Source organism: Streptomyces sp. SD15 (genome assembly GCF_054462255.1).
In genome coordinates this window covers 110,287-128,381 of sequence record NZ_JBTLMO010000009.1, presented here as the reverse complement: position 1 = coordinate 128,381, position 18,095 = coordinate 110,287, and the positions used below count along the sequence as shown (strand labels likewise).

Below are 18,095 nucleotides of genomic sequence, written 5' to 3'. Positions count from 1 at the left end.
GAGCCGGCCATGAACGACCCCGCCCTCCTCGCCCTCGGCGCCACCGTCCTCGGCGGCACCCTCGCCGTCGCGGGCGTGCACACATACGCGTCCGGGCGTGCCCAGCGGCAGGCCCTCGTCGACCGTCTCGCCGGCGGCGGCCAGCGGCGTACGGCGGCCGGGCGCGCACGACGTTTCGCGGCCGTCGACCGCCGGCTGCGCCGCACCCGCCTCGGCCGCACCATCCAGCTGCGGCTGTCGGCGACCGGCCTCGATGTGACGGCGGGGGAGTTCGCCACGTACGTCACCGCGGTCGTCGTCGCGCTGTGGCTGATCGCGGCATCGGCGCTGGCGCCGTTCTTCGGCCCGATCGCCGCGCTCGTCGGCGTCTGGAGCGCGGCCATCTTCCTCAACTGGCAGCGTCAGAAACGCATCGAGGCCTTCATCAACCAACTCCCCGACGTGGCCCGCCTGCTGGCCAACGCGACGGCGGCGGGCCTCGCCCTGCGCACCGCACTCGCCATGGCGGCGGAGGAGCTGGAGGCCCCGGCGGGCGAGGAACTAGCTTATGTGGCCGACCAGTTGATGCTCGGCCGCTCCATCGACGACGCCCTCGGTGAACTCGCCGAACGCCTCCCTTCCCGCGAACTGATCGTCCTCGTCACGACGTTGGTCCTGGCCAACAAGGCGGGCGGCTCGGTGGTCAGTTCGCTGCGCAACCTCACCCAGACCCTGGAGGACCGCAAGGAGACCCGCCGTGAGGTCCGCACGATGCTCTCCGAGGTCAACGCGACGGCCTTCACCGTCCCCCTCCTGGGCCTCGGCTCGCTTCTCCTGATCAACTCCTCGAACGAAGGCGCCCTCGCCCGGGTCACCGGCTCAGGACTCGGCCAGGCCCTGATCCTGATCTCGCTCGGCCTCTACACCGTCGGCTTCTTCGTCATCCGCCGCCTCGGCAAGATCGAAGTATGAGGGAGGGGTTACGTTGCCGGCCTTGCTGCTAGCTCTCCTGATGGGCGCGGCTGTCGCGGGCGTCTTCCTGGGCATCCGCATGATCCGCGCCGACGCCAAGCTCCCCAGCGACCTCGCGCTCGCCCTGGAGGTCGGCGGAAGCCGCGTCTCCAAGGCGGAGTCCGCCGTCGACCGCCTCGGCATGCGCTTCGCGCCCACGGTCCTGCGCCTGATGGGCCCCCGCCGCGTCGACGCGAAGCGCCGCCGTATCGACATGGCGGGCAACCCCGGCGGCCTGACCCTCAACCGCTACGCCGCCCGCCGCGCGGTGTACGGCATCTTCGGCGTCGTACTCACTCTCGTCTTCCTCTCCAACGGCAGCCTCCTCCTCGCCGCCCTCACGCTGGCCTTCGGCCTCGTCGCCGCCGACGCCCTCATCTGGCAGGCCGTCCGCGAACGCAAGGACGTCATCGACCGCACCCTCCCCGACTTCCTCGACGTCCTCGCGGTCGTGGTCTCGGCGGGCCTCGGCTTCCGGCAGGCCCTGGACCGGGTGGCGGAGAAGTACGAGGGCCCGTGGGCGGACGAGCTGCGCATCACCCTGCGCCAGATGGACATGGGCGTCAGCCGCCGCCAGGCCTTCGACGAGCTGCGCAAGCGCAACTCCTCCGAGCAGGTCGCCCAGTTCGTGTCGGCCCTGCAACAGGGCGAGGAGCTGGGCTCCCCGATCGCCGAGACCCTCATCCAGCTCGCCACGGACATGCGCCGGACGGATGCCCAGAACGCCCGCCGCCGCGCCGCCAAGACCATCCCCAAGGCGACGATGGTGACGCTCGTCTTCATGCTCCCGGCGACGATGATCCTGATCGCGACCGGCATGTTCCTTGGGTCGGGCTCGAACTTCGGCTCGATTCTGGGCCGATGATGAGCAGCCGCCGTACCCACCCCGACGCGAAGCACCCGGAAGCCGGGCGCCGGTGGTCGTGGGGCGATACCGGCAAGGTGTCGCCGGAAGCCGGGGCAGGCACGGGCCGGCGCCGGGGCGGCGCCGGATACCTGGCGGACGACGCCCCGGCCCCCGCCGGCATCCGCCTCCAGCTGAGCGCCCTCCAGGCCCTGTGCCGCCAGGCCTTCGCCGTACGCCTCGCCGCGATCGCGATCGGCGCACCCTTCGCGATGGCCAACGCGACGGACGGCCCGCCCGGCTACACGGTCCTGGCCGCCGCCGTCCTCGGCGTCATGGGCTCGTACGCCATGCTCAGGGACTGGGACCGCTTCGGCCCCCGCCTGCTGGCCCACCCCACGCTCATGGCGGTGGACCTGACGTTCGGCGCGGTCCTGCTCCTGACGGCCTCCCCCGCGTCCCCCCTCGCCTACGCGACGGTCTGCACCCCGCTCCTGGCGGGCCTGCTGTACGGCTGGCGCGGCTCGGGAGTCTTCACGGGCTTGCAACTGATCGTCCTGGTGACGGTCTACAGGGCGTGGCAACACCACCCAGGAGCCGGCGCCAACACCCTCCTGATCGCGGGTTTCTGCATCGGCGCGGGCATCATCGGCGTCACCCTGCGCAACCTGATGTTCCGCTTCGGTACGGCGAGCCAGGCGCTGTCGGAAGCGAACTCCCGCCTGGCGGTGGCGGAGGCCGTGGAATCCGAACGGGCCCGTCTGGCCCGGGAGATGCACGACTCGGTCGCGAAGACCCTGCACGGCCTGGCACTGGCGGCGGAGGCGCTGGCGGCCTCGGCTTCGGCGCAGGACTCGGACCCGCACACGCTGAAGAGCCAGGCGACGATCGTCGCGGGGGCGGCCCGCCGGGCGGCGGCGGAGTCCCGCGACCTCCTCTCCGACCTGCGCCGCCACACGGACCTGACGACCCCGGACACGGACGTCCTGGCCGAACTGGCCCCATGTGTCAGCGAATTCGAATCCCGTACGCGCCTCACCACCACCCTCCGACACCGGGGCGGGCGCCGCCCGATCCTCCCCTGCGCCACCGCCCACCACGTTCTGGCGATCGTGTCCGAGGCCCTGGAGAACACCCACCGGCACGCGGGCGCGACGGCGGTGACGGTCGAACTGGCGGGTGGGGACGATGAGTTCGTCCTACGGGTCCAGGACGACGGGGTGGGCATCCCACGGACCTCCACCCTCGACGACCTGACCAGAACCGGCCATTTCGGCCTGCTCGGCATGGCGGAACGAGCCGCGTCCGTAGGCGGCCGCATCGAGCTGAACCGTTCCCCGCAAGGAGGCGCGGAGGTCCACCTGACCCTCCCGCTCCCCACTGCCGCCCTCCCCCCACCCCCCACTCCCCAAGAGGAGGCCGCACATGCCTGACCAGGCACTTCCCGGCCCGCCCCTCCGTGTCCTCGTGGCCGACGACAACCCGGTCGTCCGGGCCGGCCTGACCGCGCTGCTGGGCGGCCACCCGGATCTCGACGTGGTCGCGGAGGCGGCGAACGGCGAGGAGGCTCTCCGGTCCGCCATCCGCCGCACCCCGGACGTCGTCCTCCTCGACGTCCGCATGCCCGGCACGGACGGCCTCACGGCCCTGCCCGACCTGGCCCGGATCGCTCCCGTGATGATGCTGACGTACAGCCGTGAACCCGAGGTCGTGGCCGAGGCGTTGCGCCGGGGCGCGGTCGGCTATCTCGTCCACGGTGAGTTCACGGCGGCCGAACTGGTCACCGCCGTACGCGAGGTGCGGTACGCGAAGCCGACTGTCCCGGTTTCACTCGGTGTTTCGTACGAACCGAACGAATCCTCTTCGCATCTGCAACCATTTGTGGCACAGTCGTCAAAGGCTCACCCCGGCTTCGCGGCACGACTCCACCGCCGCGTGCCCAACCGGCTCAACTTCGGCCTGAGTTCAAGGGAGGTGGAGGTGATGGACCTCATTGCGACCGGCATGAACAACCGCCAAATCGCCGCCACCTGCTTCATCAGCGAGAAGACCGTCAAGAACCACATCAACCGCATCTTCGCAAAGCTGCACAGTACTTCGCGCAGCGAAGCGATCGCCCACTGGTTGGGTACGGCGCGGGAGGGGTGGAGCCGATGACTCCGCCGGTCGGAAGTTGGGCCCCTGGACCCACCCGGAGTAGGCGCGTTCTCACGTACGGTGCTCAGGTTGATGGTTGTGGCGTCGGGCGGGAGGGCTGTGACGATGAACGGGCTCAACAGGTGGACGCGGACCGTTGTCTCCCGGATGCGGGGGAAGGGGCGGGACGCGGGGGCGGGGTTTGTGGAGTATGCGGGGTTGATGATCATCATTGCGGGGATCTTCGTGATGATCGACGGGCTGGGGCTGGACGGCGCGATCTCGGAAGCCATCATGAATGCGGTCAACGACGTCATTGGCGGAGGCGGGGCCTGACCCACGCACATCTGCGCGGCGATCACGGGCAGACACTTCCCATCTACATCTGGTTGACGGGGATTCTGCTCTTCGCCGCGTTGGCCTTCTTCGTATTCGCCCAAGCAGCGTCCGCCCGGAATGGAGCTCAATCCGCGGCGGACGCTGCGGCGTTGGCGGCGGCGCAGGACGCGCGGGACGAGTTGATGGACCGCCTGGGTGGCGCTATCGGCCAGGACGACGACTGGCTGGACTGGATCGACGGCGTGCTGGACCCGGAAGGAGCGGGGGCTGCTGCCGCGGCTCAGCAGCTGGCCGCCGAGAACGACTCGGCCCTTCTGGGCCTGCAGTTCGAGCCGACGAACGGCTTCCCGGGTTACCGAGCCGACATTCAGACCAACTACACGGTCGGCGACTCGATCATCCCCGGTACTGAGGGCATGCAGGCGCAGGCCCATGCCGTCGCCGTCATCCAGCCGCGCTGCGATTTCGATCTGGATGCGGATCCTGAGAAACCCGTCGAACTGGACTGTGACGGCGAGATCGTGAACATCGACCCCGGAGATTTCGATCCGGACGACCTTCCGGACGCGTCCGTGCTGTTCTCCGTGCGTCTGGCCGAGTGAGAGGAAGCCGTACCGATGGACTTTCGGCACACCATGAAGGGCCGCAGGGCGCTGAGCGCGGTGGCGATCACGACTGGGTTGCTCCTCGCGGTGGCCGGGTGCGGCAGCGGTGACGACGACAAGTCCGACAAGGGAGCCTCGTCCTCGTCCGGCTCCGCGACGAGCAGCGACGGCGGCACCACCCAATCGAAGGCACCGGAGTCCGCCCCGCCGCTTGCCGAGGTCAAGGGTCAGGACGGACTGACGCTCACCGTGACATCCGCCAAGCGCGATCAAGGCGGATTCGTGACCGTCGAAGGAACGGTCACGAACAACAGGGGTAGCTTCTGGGCCGTGGCGGACTGGCGTGGTGACGAACGCGAGCTCTCCAAGAACGGCGGGTCGATCGCCGGTGCCAATCTGATCGACCAGAAAGGTAAGAAGAAGTACCTCATTCTCCGGGACACTTCCGGCCGCTGTCTCTGCACGCAATTCACCGGTGGTGTCGACGAGGGTGCGACCGCCCAATGGTTCGCCCAATTCCCGGCCCCACCCGCCTCCACCACGAAGGTCGACTTCCAAGTCGGCGCCATGCCCCCCGCCACCATCGAACTCTCCGAGGGCGAGTAGCCATGGCCCTCCCACCCCGCACCGCCGCGACGACGCTCACGGCCCTCGCCGTACTGGTCACCCTGAGCCTTCCCGTGGGCCCGGCGTACGCCGATGACACCGACCCCAGTGCTCCACCGGGCAGCGTCACCACCTCCCCGCCCCCCGAAGTGGACGCGAACAGCCCGGGGTTGAAGCTCGCCGACGGCGCGACGCTCGCGGCCGCCAAGGTCCTGGACATCAAGTCGATTGTCGAGGACCTGGGCGGTGAGGAGCGGCGTGTGGACACGAACGAGAACGTGACGTTCGCTCTCCAGGCCGAGGTCCTCTTCCCCAAGGACAGCTCGAAACTGAACCCGGAAGCCCGCTCCCGTATCCGGGCGATCGCGGACGAGATCAAGGCCCAGAACGGGACGACGGTCAGAGTCTTCGGCTTCACCGACAACCTCGGCTCGTACGCCCACGGCCTGACCCTCTCCAGGAACCGCGCGGAAATCGTCCACGACGAGCTGGCGGCGGCGCTCGGTTCGACGGACGTCACCTTCGAGGTGCGCGGCTACAGCGAGGACTACCCCATCGCGGACAACACGTCGGAGCAGGGCCGCAGGAAGAACCGCCGGGTGGAGGTGACGTTCCCGAGGGGTGCGTCGAGCAGTGAGAACCGGCAGGGCTGACAGCTTGGCCACGTTCGACCACCGCATCGTCGTACTCGTGAGCGTCAAGGGCCTGCGTACGGACTGCGAACTCTTCGAGGAGGCGTGCGCGCGGCACGGCTGGGCGATCCTGGAGAAGCCGCCGCACCCCAGTGGATGTGAGCTGTCCACGATGGAGTACACGGTGGAGATACGCCTGCCGGGCACCTACGGCGGAGCCGTCCGCGGCTCGCGGCTCCAGGTCGAGAGGGTGGCCCGGCAGTTCCGCCTCGACCTGCACGTACGGGTGGCAGAGCGGCTGGAGTCCGACAGCAAGGGTCGGCCGCGGTGGCGTGTGTACATCGACCCCGCGGCGCGGCCGGTCGGCTTCACCCCCGTCTGGGCCCGGTCCCGCATCCGTCGCGCGGTTGTCCTCTTCGGCCTGCGCGACACCGGTCGCGAGCTGAGCGCGGAGAACGAGGCGGAGGCACTGATCCTGGCGCGCCGCGCGCTGCCGGGTTCGGCGCCGGTGCCACCGGGAATCCGGGTGCGGAGCCTGTCCCGGAAGCCGGAGCGACCCCGTGCGATGAGGCGGGGCAACCAGATCGTGTGGGGCCGCCTGTTCTACCTGATTTTCGCCGGCGCGCTGTCGGCGGTGATGCTGGGCTATGCCCTGAACCACGAGAACGCCGTGGGGACGATGTTGTCGATCCTGGCTCTCGTGTGGGTCGGTGCGGGTTTCGCGGTGGTGTTGCTCCGCCGCGGCCGGCAGCACCCGGAGTCCTGGCGGAGAGAGGACAGCGTTCTCCTTGTCGTGGGCGTGCTGCTGATTTTTCCGACCGCGTTCGCGAACGGGGTGAGCGGCACCGACTCCGACGTCTGGCCGGGGGTTTTCTTCGTTCTTGGGCTCCTCTGCCTGCGCGGCCTGTACCTGTTCATCCGACAACGGAGCTGGCGGACCTGGATGCCATGGGTGCTTCCGGCCCTGCTTCCCTTCGCGTTCGGCACGTTTCCAGGTGTGGGATCGTTCGTCCACGTCACCTACCTGGACGTGTTCGGGGTGGGCCTGGCAGACGTGGACGTACCGGCGTACTGGCAGCTCTTCGCAGCGCTCCGATGGGGCCCGGTGGTCCTGGTCCTCCTTGTCGGACCCGCGTTGTACGGCTACATCAGGCACTCCCACCGGCCTGGGGAGGACCGTGCGCTCTTCGGCGTCCTCCTCGCGCTGTTGCTGATCGCGGCCGCGATCGGGGCCGGAGAGGGTTTCGTCATCGGCCAGGCCCACGACGCCGGAGTCGAGGCCCGCCGTGCCGCCGCGAGCGGCGACACCCCGGCTCCGTACTACGGCGTCGAACCGGAGTGGGTCTGCGTCAGCCCTGTCACGGGCACCCAGCCAGGTGAGATCCCCGTACAGGGCGGCGACTTCACCCCCACTCGCTCCTACCTCATGCTCGGCGACTCCGGCGGCACGGTCGTCCTCTGGGACCCCGGCACCAGAAAGTCCCTCGCCTCAGGACACGCCCTCAAGCTCCCCCTCGACCAGCTCCGCATCGCCCCGACGCCGCACCCGGACCGGAGCTGTGCCTGACACATGGGGTCACACACCCACGGGGCGGACCTTGTCCCCGCAGAGCTTGTTCATGTCGTCCGCGTCGGATGTGACGATGATGCGAGGCCCCGAGTAGCCCAGGGCCGTCGCAGCCACGACGGAGTCGATCGCGTACTTGTGGCCGTGCAGGCCCGCGTTCCGCAACAGGTCGATGGCCCGCCATGTGACCGCGTCTGTGACGGGGAGAACCTCCAGCCGCGACGTATGCCACCGGAGGCGGTCCATGTGGGCCTTTGCGTGCCATGCCTCGATCAGCGTCAGATTGCTCACGGCAACGAGCGTGTCCTTGGCCTGTGCGGTACGGATCAATCCCGTGACGTACGGGTCGTTGGCCATGAACTTGCTCAGCCCTTCGCTGTCGAGGAGCAGGATGCCGTAGCTCAACTGGCCTTGTGCGCGCGCCATTCCGGGCCCTCGTCCCCATCGGGGGTGTCTGTCGACGGCTCGTTCGCCGCCAATGTCTCGGCCTCGCGGAAGATCTCCGCGGCCCACTCCTGAATCTGCGGGGATGGCGAGCCGATCTCCGCTTCCTTCGCCTGGAGTAGTTCCTCCAGCAGATCGCGTTGTATCTGCCGCTCCACCGCCGCGCTGACGTACGCCGAGAAGCCGCGTGCGCCCACCCGTTGCTTGACCGCCGCGATGCGGCCTGCGGGCATGGACACGCTGACTTTCTGGGCCGGACCCTCGTCCTTGCCGTACTCCTCGATGCCGGTCATGCCGCCAGGCTAGCATCGAGTAGTAAAGCAAGTAGCAAATCTATGCTCGGGAGAGTGCCCGAGCCTGCCCTCGTGCCCTCTCCGGCAGGAGCGTGGCCCAAACGTGCCAATCGCCGAGTAGGACCGAGTAGGACACGGGGCGGCCGACTGCCCACTCCGCTGTATCCGGAGGATGCGGGCGGGGCAGGCCGACACGGTCGGCGACATCCCGTCGACCGGCCGAGTCTCCTGCCACGATGCCCCCGCAATGACTCCCACACGACCCAGGTGAGGTCCGCGCATGCGAAAGATCATCCTGATGATGTCGGTGTCTCTCGACGGATTCATTGAGGGGCCGAACCGTGAGATCGACTGGCATGTGGTCGACGCCGAGCTGCACCAGCACTTCAATCGGGAGATCCGGAAGCTGGGCGCTCTGCTGAGCGGGCGGGTGACGTACGAGCTGATGGCCGGGTTCTGGCCGACGGCCGACAAGGACCCGGAGAGTACGCCCGAGGTGGTCGAGTTCGCCGGGATCTGGCGGAACATGCCCAAGGTGGTGTTCTCGCGGACGCTCGAGCGTGCCGAGCGGCACACCACCATCGTGCGGGAGGTCGTGCCCGACGAGATCCGGGCGATCAAGGAGCAGCCGGGCGGGGATCTGGGACTCGGCGGGGCCGATCTCGCCGCCGCGTTCATGCGGCACGATCTCGTGGACGAATTCTGGGTGTACGTCCATCCGGTGCTGCTCGGGCGCGGCAAGCCGCTGTTCCCGGAGGCGGACGCCCCGACCCGGCTCCGGCTCATCGAGGTGCGGGTCTTCGGCAACGGCGTGGTACAGCTGCGGTACGAGCGTGCCGACGCCGCTGAATCGTAAAGAGGTTGTCCCGGAGGTGGGCCCGGGGTAGGACGTGCGCATGACTGGACTCGGTGCTGTGTTCCGACCCCAACTTCCTCCCGAGCGACTGCGTGCCATGGCCCGCGTCGCCGAGGATGCGGGCCTCGAGGAGTTGTGGCTGTGGGAGGACTGTTTCCTCGAAGGGGGGATCTCCGCCGCGGCGGCGGCGCTCGCCTGGACCGAGCGGTTGCGTGTCGGGGTGGGACTGCTGCCCGTCCCGCTGCGGAACGTCGCCGTCACCGCGATGGAGGCCGCCACGCTGCACCGGATGTTCCCGGGGCGCGCGATCCTGGGCGTCGGCCACGGCGTACAGGACTGGATGGGGCAGGTCGGGGCGCGGGCCGAGTCGCCCGTGACCCTGTTGCGCGAGCACCTCGACGCCCTGCGCGCCCTGCTGCGGGGGGAGAGGGTGACCAGGGACGGGCGGTATGTGAAGCTCGACGGCGTCGCCCTCGACTGGCCGCCGACGGGGGCCCCGGAGGTGCTGACCGGCGCCACCGGCCCTCGTACGCTCCGGCTCTCCGGCGAGGCCGCGGACGGCACCATCCTGCACGCCGCCACCGCGCCCGAGGGAGTGCGACGGGCACGTCAACTCATCGACGAGGGGCGGGAGTCGGCGGGCCGGACCGACTTCCACCGGGTGGTCGTGAACCTCCACACGGCCACCGGGCCCGGCGCGGCCGCCCGCCTGCGCGCCGAGATCGAGGCCAACGGAGAGAAACCGTTCCCGGAGCACGGAGTCGCCGGGGGCGCGGGCGCGGTCGCCGAGGCGGTCCAGCGGCTCGTGGACGCGGGCGCCGACACCGTCGTCCTCCAGCCCACCGCCGACGAACCGGACCCCGAGGGCTTCGTACGGTTCGTGGCCGAGGAAGTGCGCCCACTGATTACCTAGCCAGGGCGAGTGTCAGTGCCCGGTGCCAGACTCGCCGAGTAGGGATGACGGCGTACGTCTGAGGGACGTGGACGAAGCGGAGCTGGAGGTCTTCATGGCCCACTGGCGCACGAAGATCCTCCTCACCGCATGACCACGCGCCTCCCGTACGTCGCTCAGCCCGGCCGGTGATCCCCCGCGCCCCCGTCGATCAGCTCCCGCACGACGTCCATGTGACCCGCGTGCCGCGCCGTCTCCTCGACCATGCGGATGAGGACCCAGCGCAGCGAGACCGTCGTGCCGTTCCACGACGTGCCCACGTCGTCGAGGGACAGCTCGGAGAGGGTGCGGTCGGCGGCGGCGCGGGCGCGGCCGTAGAACTCCACGATCTGCGCCGTCGTCTCGCCCTGCCCCGCGCTCATGTCCTCCTCGCTGAACGGGTCGAACCACAGCGGCTCGACCTCGCGCCCGAAGGTCGAGCAGAACCAGCCGTACTCGACGGACGCCAGATGCTTCACCAGGCCCAGCAGGTTCGTGCCGGACGGTGTCATCACCCGTCGCACCTGCTCGTCGTCGAGCCCCTCCAACTTCCAGAGCACGGCGTCCCGATGCCGGTCGAGACTCGCGTGCAGACTTTCCTGCTCGCCACCGGTGTACGGCACCCGGAGGGCCCCTGGATTCGTCGTCATGGGCGGAACGTAACAGTGGCCACCGACAACGCCCGTCCGTGCGCGTCTGTCCACCAGGAGGCACTCGACATTCACTCGCTGCCCCACCCGCCCCCTTGAGACGATCCACCCGTGACCGCCACCGGCACCTCCTTCGAAGCCCTCGTCGCCGAGGCTGTGGCCGCGCCCGTCGAGGGCTGGGACTTCTTGTGGTTCGAGGGCCGCGCCACCGAGGAGCGGCCCTCGTGGGGGTACGCGCAGGCGATGGCGGAGCGGCTGGCGCACGCCGGCGCCGCGCTCGACCTCCGGACCGGCGGCGGCGAAGTCCTCGCCTCGGCCCCGAAGCTGCCCCCGCTCACCGCCGCCACCGAGGGCTGGCCGTCGCCCACAGCACCCGCTTCCTGATCGAGGCGCGCAAGCTCCGCCGCCCCCTGGGAACCTCGGCATCCTCAAGGTCATGAGGGGATTGACCGAAAACACCCCGATGCGGGCCGTCCTGTGTGAGATGTCCGTCCGTATGTCGGACGTATGCCGGCGTATGCCGGACATGCGCCGGCAGGCTTCGCGGGGGTTTCCGCATCGTTATCGAGGCGGCTCGTTCAGGGCGGGCACCTCGCGTAAGTTCAGACCAATGCAATTCGCGTGAGCAATGCTGCGCGTGTGAGCGCCGCGTGGCGGAGGGGGCTGCGCGGTGCTGCGCCGCCCGCCCGGCGCGGCGTCACCGGTCGTGCACCGTGACCCGCACTCCGCGCCGTACGCCCCACCGCTCCATCGCCCCGGCCTCCGCCTCCAGGACGTACCGAGCCCGCGGGCGGGGCCACCCCACCCGGCCCGGACGCATCGTCCGCACTGCCAGGACCCGGAATTTCCGGTCCAAATAGGCGACGTCGATCGTAAACCGCATCCCCAGGGTGTGCACCGAGCTCGCCGGGCCGAGCAGCAGCGCCCCCGTGACCCCGTCCCGCCCGAGCAGCCCGCGGCGCCGGGCCCGCGCCGATTCGGCGAGTTCCAGCGGCACCGGCTCGGGCGTCCGCGGAGTGGTGAACACGGCCATGGCTGCGAAGTTAGCGGCGCCGTCAAGCGGGCGGCGCCGACGCGCGTCACCCGCCTGGAGCACGTACGGACAACTCGCCGAGGAGATCACAACCCGGAGCAAACCCCATGGATCTCTCCGCATACCCCGCGATTGCCTTTGAATCCGCTGTGATTCGGCCATGATCGGGCCCTGAATCGGCGCTTCCACCCCCACCGTGGCGTCGTCGGGCGATTCCGGAGAGTAGTTGTGGCACGCCGATGCACGCAGCATCACTTACGAAGGGTTATGGTGGAAACCCCCCCTCGGGCCGGTCCGTCTCCCCCCCACGGACCGGCCCGTTTTTTTGTGCCCGCATCCGGCGGCCCGTCGGCACCACGCCTGCGCCCCCGTGCGCCCCCCTGGCCCCGCGAGTGCGGGCCCGGTGACTCTCTCGACACGCCGTACTCCACAGCCGTACTCCACAGCCGTACTCCACGGCCAAAGTCCGCAGCCGTACTCCGCAGCCATACATCCGCAGCCCGGCCTCCACCGTCCACCGAGTCGTACGGCTCCGTTGCGGCGCGGTACAGAGACCCGTCGTCCACGCGGGCGAACCTGTGCCGGGGCACTGACGCGGCACTGACACCCCTGGGCGGAGCCTTGGATTCCCGGGGGTAGGCTTCGCCCCCGGGGGGACCGCCATCCGGACATGGGGTCGCGCGGAGCGAGGCCGCTCTGCCGCGCCCGTCCGATCCGCACGGAGGGGCTGACAACACGTGAACCTGCGGGACAACCTGCGCCGTCTGCTGGTCAGGTTCTATACACGCAGGGTGGAGGGCCACCTCGACCACGACCAGGTGCCCAAGCACATCGGGGTCATCATGGACGGCAACCGACGCTGGGCGAAGGCGGCCGGCAGCACGGCCGCCCAGGGCCACCGCGCCGGTGCCGACAAGATCGAGGAATTCCTCGGCTGGTGCTCCGAGACCGATGTCGAGGTCGTCACACTCTGGCTGCTGTCGACGGACAACTTCGACCGCCCCGCGGACGAACTCGTCCCGCTCCTGGAGATCATCGAGGGCGTCGTCCGTACCCTGGCCGCCGACGGCCGCTGGCGTGTGCACCACGTGGGCACGCCGGACATCCTGCCCTCGCAGATGCAGACCGCCCTCAAGGAGGCCGAGGAGACCACCGCGCACGTCGACGGGATACTCGTCAACGTCGCCATCGGCTATGGCGGCCGCCAGGAGATCGCCGACGCCGTGCGCTCGATGCTCCTCGACGCCGCCGACAAGGGCGCCTCGATCGAGGACGTCGCCGAGTCCGTGGACATCGACCTCATCGGCAAGCACCTCTACACCAGCGCCCAGCCGGACCCCGACCTGGTGATCCGCACAAGCGGCGAACAGCGGCTGTCCGGGTTCATGCTCTGGCAGACCGCGCACTCGGAGTACTACTTCTGCGAGGTCTTCTGGCCGGCCTTCCGCAAGGTCGACTTCCTGCGCGCCCTGCGTGACTACGCGGCGCGACATCGCCGTTACGGAGGCTGACCCCCAGGAGTCGCCAGGGGTCCTCAGGGGTGTATGTCATCTGGTGTTAACGAACGCGTGGTCACCTGGCCTGGCATGGCCTTGCGCGTTCGAGGGCATAAGCCATGCAGGTCGACGCCCGAACCACGGGTGTCGTATCTCAGCGGGCGGCACGGGGCCGTCCGCCCGGGAGGCCCTTTGCACCAGCCCGACCGTGTGGTCACAGCACGGACGAAGTGGAGGGCCGGTCCCCGGCCCGCGCAGCGCGGCCGTCGACCGGTCCAGATCTCCTTCGTCGCTCCCCGACCTCATCCGAGGGGGTACGTCCTTCCGTGGTGACCAGCACAAAGCGCCATAAGCCAGACCGGCGCACCTATGTTCTCGACACCAGCGTCCTGCTGGCCGACCCGAATGCCCTGAGCCGCTTCGACGAGCACGAAGTCGTGCTGCCGATCGTCGTGGTCACGGAGTTGGAGGCCAAGAGGCACCATCCCGAACTCGGCTATTTCGCCCGGCAGGCCCTGCGCCTGCTCGACGAGTTCCGGGTGCGGCACGGCCGCCTCGACTCTCCCATTCCCGTCGGGGATCTCGGCGGGACCGTGCGCGTCGAGCTCAATCACTCGGACCCCAGCGTCCTGCCCAGCGGGTACCGCCTGGGGGACAACGACTCCCGCATCCTCGCGGTCGCCCGCAATCTGCAGGCCGAGGGGTACGACGTCACCGTCGTCTCGAAGGACCTGCCGCTCAGGATCAAGGCCTCGTCCGTCGGCCTCCTCGCCGAGGAGTACCGCGCGGAGCTGGCCATCACGGGCTCCTCCGGCTGGACCGGAATGTCCGAACTGACCCTGCCCGGCGAGCAGGTGGACGTCCTCTTCGAGGAGGGACACGCGTATGTCCCCGAAGCGGCCGACCTGCCCGTGCACACCGGTCTGACGATCCAGTCGGAGCGCGGCAAGGCCCTGGGCCGCGTCACCTCCGAGGGCAACGTCCGGCTCGTGCGCGGCGATCGGGAGGCCTTCGGCATCAAGGGCCGCAGCGCCGAGCAGCGCATCGCGCTCGATCTGCTGCTCGACCCGGACATCGGGATCGTGTCGATGGGGGGCCGGGCCGGCACCGGCAAGTCCGCGCTCGCGCTCTGCGCCGGTCTGGAGGCCGTCCTCGAGCGGCGCCAGCACCAGAAGGTGATGGTCTTCCGGCCGCTGTACGCCGTGGGCGGGCAGGAGCTCGGCTATCTGCCCGGCTCCGAGTCCGAGAAGATGAGCCCCTGGGCGCAGGCGGTCTTCGACACGCTGTCGGCGGTCACTTCGCGGGAGGTCATCGAAGAGGTCACCGCGCGCGGCATGCTGGAGGTCCTGCCGCTCACGCACATCCGCGGCCGCTCCCTCCATGACGCCTTCGTGATCGTGGACGAGGCCCAGTCACTGGAACGGAACGTCCTGCTGACCGTTCTGTCCCGAATCGGCGCCAATTCGCGGGTGGTTCTCACCCATGACGTGGCACAGCGGGACAATCTGCGCGTCGGTCGGTACGACGGTGTGGTCGCCGTCGTGGAGAAGTTGAAGGGGCATCCGCTCTTTGCGCATGTAACCCTCAACCGTTCCGAGAGGTCCCAGATCGCGGCACTTGTGACCGAAATGCTGGAGGACGGACAGATCTGACCCAGCCCGTCCCCACCTGGCCCTGATTGGTCAAAGGGTGGCGGATGCACGGTAGTTGGCGCCGCCCGGCAAAGGCGAAAACCCTAGCCGGGCGGCGTTGTCGTGCGCGCTGCTTTCCATAAAACTCCTGGGGCAAACGGGGTGTGAGCTTTCACACGCAACTGGGAATTGCCTCGCGGCGTCCGGTTGCGGCAGAGTCTCACTCCTGTCAGGCCCCGCATACGACACACCTGTACCCCCAGCGGTACGGCACCTCAGGAACACTCAGAACTCCATAGAGCCGTCGTATGCCGCCCGCGCACCACGCGGCGCTCCCGTCAAGGGAGTTGCCCACCGGGCCCGTGCCTCCCGTGACCCCGCAGTTGGGAGGCCAGCGCCAGGGGCACGATTGCGTCCGCGAGGGTCACCTGTGCGGGCGATGCTGGAAGGAAACCGTGTGAGCCGGATTTCGGTCCGGGGATTCGCAGTGGCCTCGGCCACCGCGGTCACCGCTGTCGGCGCCGTCACCGGTGTTGCCTCAGGCAGCACTGGACAACCGTCGAGCGACGCCGAGGCAACGGCGAGCGACTCGACTCTCCTCGCGGACATACCGGTGGGCCAGCAGGCCCAGGTGCAGACCGCGTCCCTGACGCAGCAGGCCGACGTACAGGCCATCGCCGCGGACGCGAGCGCCAAGAAGGACGCGGAGGAGGCTGCCCGCAAGCAGGCGGCCAAGGACGCGGTCGCGAAGCAGGAGGCAGCCGAGAAGGCCGCGCAGGAGGCCAAGGAGCGCGAGGAGGCCGAGGAAGCGGCCAGCCGCTCCGCGACGCGTGAGGCCTCCAGCTTCACCGTCCAGGCCTCGTACACCACCGCGCAGATCCAGGCGATGGCTGCCCAGATGGTGCCGAGTGGTCAGTTCCAGTGCTTCAGCAACATCGTGGACCACGAGTCCAGCTGGAACTACACGGCGGTCAACCCCTCTTCCGGTGCCTACGGTCTCTTCCAGGCCCTGCCCGCCTCCAAGATGTCGTCCGTCGGCTCCGACTGGCAGACGAACCCGGCCACCCAGATCAAGTGGGGCCTCAACTACATGGACAGCCGTTACGGCAGCCCGTGCGAGGCCTGGACGTTCTGGCAGGCCAACCACTGGTACTGAGCCCCACGCCGCACGTCGGCCGCTCAACCTTTCGAAGCCTCTCCCCGTCCTACGGGGAGGGGCTTCGGCCATGTACGGTCGGAACGCCGGTCTCGACACAGGCTTTGGCACCCTCGAGAGGACAGAGACTCCAGGGGGGAGTGGTGGGGAGCAGCGGGGGAAAAGGACGGTTCATGTCGCGAGTGCCAGGGTGGCTCGGTCGGCTCGGCGCCAAACTGACCGAGCTGGGGGAGCGGTTGGACGAACGCCGCGCCGAGGTGGAGAAGGAGTCGGGGGGCTCACTCGGCAACGGGGACGCGCACGACTCCAGGGAAGTGTTCGACTCCCCGCACTCCGGCGGTTCGGGCGACTCGCGTGACTCTCGGGACGTACCGGAGGACACGAAGGCGCCCGCGCCGACTGCGGGGGCGGGGCCCATGCCTGCCGCCGGCCCCATGCCCGCTCCCGCTCCGGCCTCAACTCCGGTTTCCGTGTACGCCCCCGAGGTGGCCGCGCGCCCTGATCCCGCCCTTGCCGTGCCGTGGGGAGTGCGGGTCGCGGCCGAGGCCGGCTGGCGGCTGCTCGTTCTCGCGGGCACCGTCTGGGTGCTGATGCGGGTCATCAGCGCCGTACAGCTGGTCGTCCTCGCGTTCGTCGCCGCGCTGCTCATCACCGCGCTCCTTCAGCCGACCGTGGCGCGGCTGAAGCGTCTCGGGTTTCCGCGCGGCCTCGCCACCGCGCTCACCGCGATCCTCGGCTTCGTCATCATGGGGCTGGTCGGCTGGTTCGTGGTGTGGCAGGTCCAGGAGAACATCGACAACCTCTCCGACCAGATCCAGGACGGCATCGACGAGTTGCGCAGGTGGCTGCTCACCAGTCCGTTCCATGTGACGGACAAGCAGATCAACGAGATCGCCGAGAACCTGCGGGACGCGATCGGCGCGAACACGGACGCGATCACCTCCGCGGGCCTCGAAGGCGTCACGGTCATCGTCGAGGCGCTGACCGGGATCCTGCTGACGATGTTCTCGACGCTGTTCCTGCTGTACGACGGCAAGCGCATCTGGCAGTGGACGCTGAAGCTGGTGCCGGAGGCGGCCCGGCCGGGCGTGGCGGGCGCGGGTCCGCGGGCCTGGCGGACGCTGACGGCCTACGTCCGCGGGACGGTGATAGTCGCTCTCATCGACGCGACCTTCATCGGCCTCGGCATCTACTTCCTCGACGTGCCGATGGCCGTGCCGCTGGCCGTCTTCATCTTCCTCTTCGCGTTCATTCCGTTGGTCGGCGCGGTGGTTTCGGGGGCGTTGGCGGTGGTGGTCGCGGTGGTGACGCAGGGCGTGTTCACGGCGTTGATGGTCCTGGTCGTCGTGCTTGCCGTCCAGCAGATCGAGGGCCACATTCTGCAGCCGTTCATTCTGGGGCGGGCGGTGCGGGTGCATCCGTTGGCGGTGGTGCTGTCCGTCGCGGCGGGTGGGCTGGTCGCCGGGATCGGTGGGGCCGTGGTGGCGGTGCCGCTGGTGGCGGTCAGCAACACGGTGGTGGGGTACTTGCGGGCGTACTCCCGTGAGTCGGCTATGCGGCTGGCTCCGGAGCCGCGGGGGGCGACGGCGCTCGATGTGGCACCAGTACGCCCGCCGTCGCCGTAGGGTTTCTTCGCCCCCGCCGCCCCTACCCGTCCCACCCTTGGGGGCTCCGCCCCCAAACCCCCGCCTTCGCCCGAAGGGCTCGTCCTCAAACGCCGGACGGGCTGACATACCCAGCCCGTCCGGCGTTTGAGGACGAGGCCGTCCAGGCCGAAGCGGGGGTCTGGGGGCGGCAGCCCCCAGGAACGGGTGGGACGGGTAGGGGCGGCGGGGGCGAAGACAGCTCTGGGCCCCGCCCACCGCGAAGGTGAACGGGGCCTGGAG

Annotated in this window: 18 protein-coding genes and 1 pseudogene; 15 read left to right on the top strand and 4 right to left on the bottom strand. The window is 69.4% G+C overall.

The window, feature by feature from the left end; genetic code table 11:
- The first annotated feature begins 9 nt into the window (after positions 1–9).
- The 8 genes from ACX28W_RS11755 to ACX28W_RS11720 all read left to right on the top strand — a co-directional run bounded on the left by ACX28W_RS11755 (position 10) and on the right by ACX28W_RS11720 (position 7,719).
- Positions 10–951 carry a type II secretion system F family protein gene (locus ACX28W_RS11755; RefSeq protein WP_458998837.1) on the top strand — a complete coding sequence of 314 codons (942 nt, stop codon included), beginning with the start codon at positions 10–12 and terminating at the stop codon, positions 949–951.
- A 13-nt stretch (positions 952–964) separates the two neighbouring features.
- Positions 965–1,855 carry a DUF5936 domain-containing protein gene (locus ACX28W_RS11750; protein ID WP_458998836.1) on the top strand — a complete coding sequence of 297 codons (891 nt, stop codon included), beginning with the start codon at positions 965–967 and terminating at the stop codon, positions 1,853–1,855.
- Positions 1,852–3,267, top strand: coding sequence for a sensor histidine kinase (locus ACX28W_RS11745; protein ID WP_458998835.1), 1,416 nt, complete (start codon positions 1,852–1,854; stop codon positions 3,265–3,267). The genes ACX28W_RS11750 and ACX28W_RS11745 overlap by 4 nt, the downstream gene beginning before the upstream one ends.
- Positions 3,260–3,991: a response regulator gene (locus tag ACX28W_RS11740; protein ID WP_458998834.1), complete on the top strand. Its 732-nt coding sequence runs from the start codon at positions 3,260–3,262 to the stop codon at positions 3,989–3,991. The genes ACX28W_RS11745 and ACX28W_RS11740 overlap by 8 nt, the downstream gene beginning before the upstream one ends.
- A 311-nt stretch (positions 3,992–4,302) precedes the next feature.
- Positions 4,303–4,911, top strand: a complete 609-nt coding sequence (locus ACX28W_RS11735; protein WP_458998915.1) for a pilus assembly protein TadG-related protein — start codon at positions 4,303–4,305, stop codon at positions 4,909–4,911.
- A 15-nt stretch (positions 4,912–4,926) separates the two neighbouring features.
- Positions 4,927–5,520, top strand: coding sequence for a hypothetical protein (locus ACX28W_RS11730; RefSeq protein WP_458998833.1), 594 nt, complete (start codon positions 4,927–4,929; stop codon positions 5,518–5,520).
- A 2-nt stretch (positions 5,521–5,522) separates the two neighbouring features.
- Complete coding sequence (locus ACX28W_RS11725) at positions 5,523–6,173, top strand: OmpA family protein (RefSeq protein ID WP_458998832.1); 651 nt, start codon at positions 5,523–5,525, stop codon at positions 6,171–6,173.
- Positions 6,174–6,177: 4 nt separating this feature from the next.
- Entirely contained in the window at positions 6,178–7,719 is a 1,542-nt protein-coding gene (locus ACX28W_RS11720; RefSeq protein WP_458998831.1) for a hypothetical protein, read from the top strand.
- Between the two features lie 9 nt (positions 7,720–7,728).
- Here ACX28W_RS11720 and ACX28W_RS11715 read toward each other — a convergent pair whose 3' ends face one another.
- Positions 7,729–8,145 carry a PIN domain-containing protein gene (locus ACX28W_RS11715; protein WP_458998830.1) on the bottom strand — a complete coding sequence of 139 codons (417 nt, stop codon included), beginning with the start codon at positions 8,143–8,145 and terminating at the stop codon, positions 7,729–7,731.
- Positions 8,121–8,456 carry a hypothetical protein gene (locus ACX28W_RS11710; protein ID WP_458998829.1) on the bottom strand — a complete coding sequence of 112 codons (336 nt, stop codon included), beginning with the start codon at positions 8,454–8,456 and terminating at the stop codon, positions 8,121–8,123. The genes ACX28W_RS11715 and ACX28W_RS11710 overlap by 25 nt, the downstream gene beginning before the upstream one ends.
- A gap of 280 nt (positions 8,457–8,736) precedes the next feature.
- On the opposite strand from ACX28W_RS11710, the gene ACX28W_RS11705 reads away from it, so the two are divergent.
- On the top strand, positions 8,737–9,312 hold the full coding sequence (locus tag ACX28W_RS11705) for a dihydrofolate reductase family protein (protein ID WP_458998828.1): 576 nt from the start codon (positions 8,737–8,739) through the stop codon (positions 9,310–9,312).
- A gap of 40 nt (positions 9,313–9,352) precedes the next feature.
- Positions 9,353–10,225 (top strand): LLM class flavin-dependent oxidoreductase, encoded by an 873-nt coding sequence (locus tag ACX28W_RS11700; RefSeq protein WP_458998827.1) that lies wholly within the window; start codon positions 9,353–9,355, stop codon positions 10,223–10,225.
- Positions 10,226–10,380: 155 nt separating this feature from the next.
- Here the strand turns inward: ACX28W_RS11700 and ACX28W_RS11695 are convergent, their stop codons facing one another.
- Entirely contained in the window at positions 10,381–10,893 is a 513-nt protein-coding gene (locus ACX28W_RS11695; protein ID WP_458998826.1) for a DinB family protein, read from the bottom strand.
- A gap of 111 nt (positions 10,894–11,004) precedes the next feature.
- Between ACX28W_RS11695 and ACX28W_RS11690 the strand changes: the two are divergent.
- Positions 11,005–11,274, top strand: a pseudogene (locus ACX28W_RS11690) (SAM-dependent methyltransferase); the annotation flags it as partial.
- A 316-nt stretch (positions 11,275–11,590) separates the two neighbouring features.
- On the opposite strand, the gene ACX28W_RS11685 reads toward ACX28W_RS11690, so the two are convergent.
- Positions 11,591–11,926 (bottom strand): DUF192 domain-containing protein, encoded by a 336-nt coding sequence (locus ACX28W_RS11685; RefSeq protein ID WP_458998825.1) that lies wholly within the window; start codon positions 11,924–11,926, stop codon positions 11,591–11,593.
- 737 nt (positions 11,927–12,663) lie between these two features.
- Between ACX28W_RS11685 and ACX28W_RS11680 the strand changes: the two genes are divergently transcribed.
- The 4 genes from ACX28W_RS11680 (at position 12,664) to ACX28W_RS11665 (ending at position 17,834) form a co-directional block, all read left to right on the top strand.
- A complete protein-coding gene (locus ACX28W_RS11680) occupies positions 12,664–13,437 on the top strand; it encodes an isoprenyl transferase (RefSeq protein ID WP_458998824.1) in 774 nt (257 codons plus the stop codon).
- 311 nt (positions 13,438–13,748) lie between these two features.
- Positions 13,749–15,074, top strand: coding sequence for a PhoH family protein (locus ACX28W_RS11675; protein ID WP_362070408.1), 1,326 nt, complete (start codon positions 13,749–13,751; stop codon positions 15,072–15,074).
- Positions 15,075–15,510: 436 nt separating this feature from the next.
- Positions 15,511–16,209 (top strand): aggregation-promoting factor C-terminal-like domain-containing protein, encoded by a 699-nt coding sequence (locus tag ACX28W_RS11670; protein WP_458998823.1) that lies wholly within the window; start codon positions 15,511–15,513, stop codon positions 16,207–16,209.
- Between the two features lie 173 nt (positions 16,210–16,382).
- Positions 16,383–17,834 carry an AI-2E family transporter gene (locus ACX28W_RS11665; RefSeq protein ID WP_458998822.1) on the top strand — a complete coding sequence of 484 codons (1,452 nt, stop codon included), beginning with the start codon at positions 16,383–16,385 and terminating at the stop codon, positions 17,832–17,834.
- Positions 17,835–18,095 lie beyond the last annotated feature (261 nt).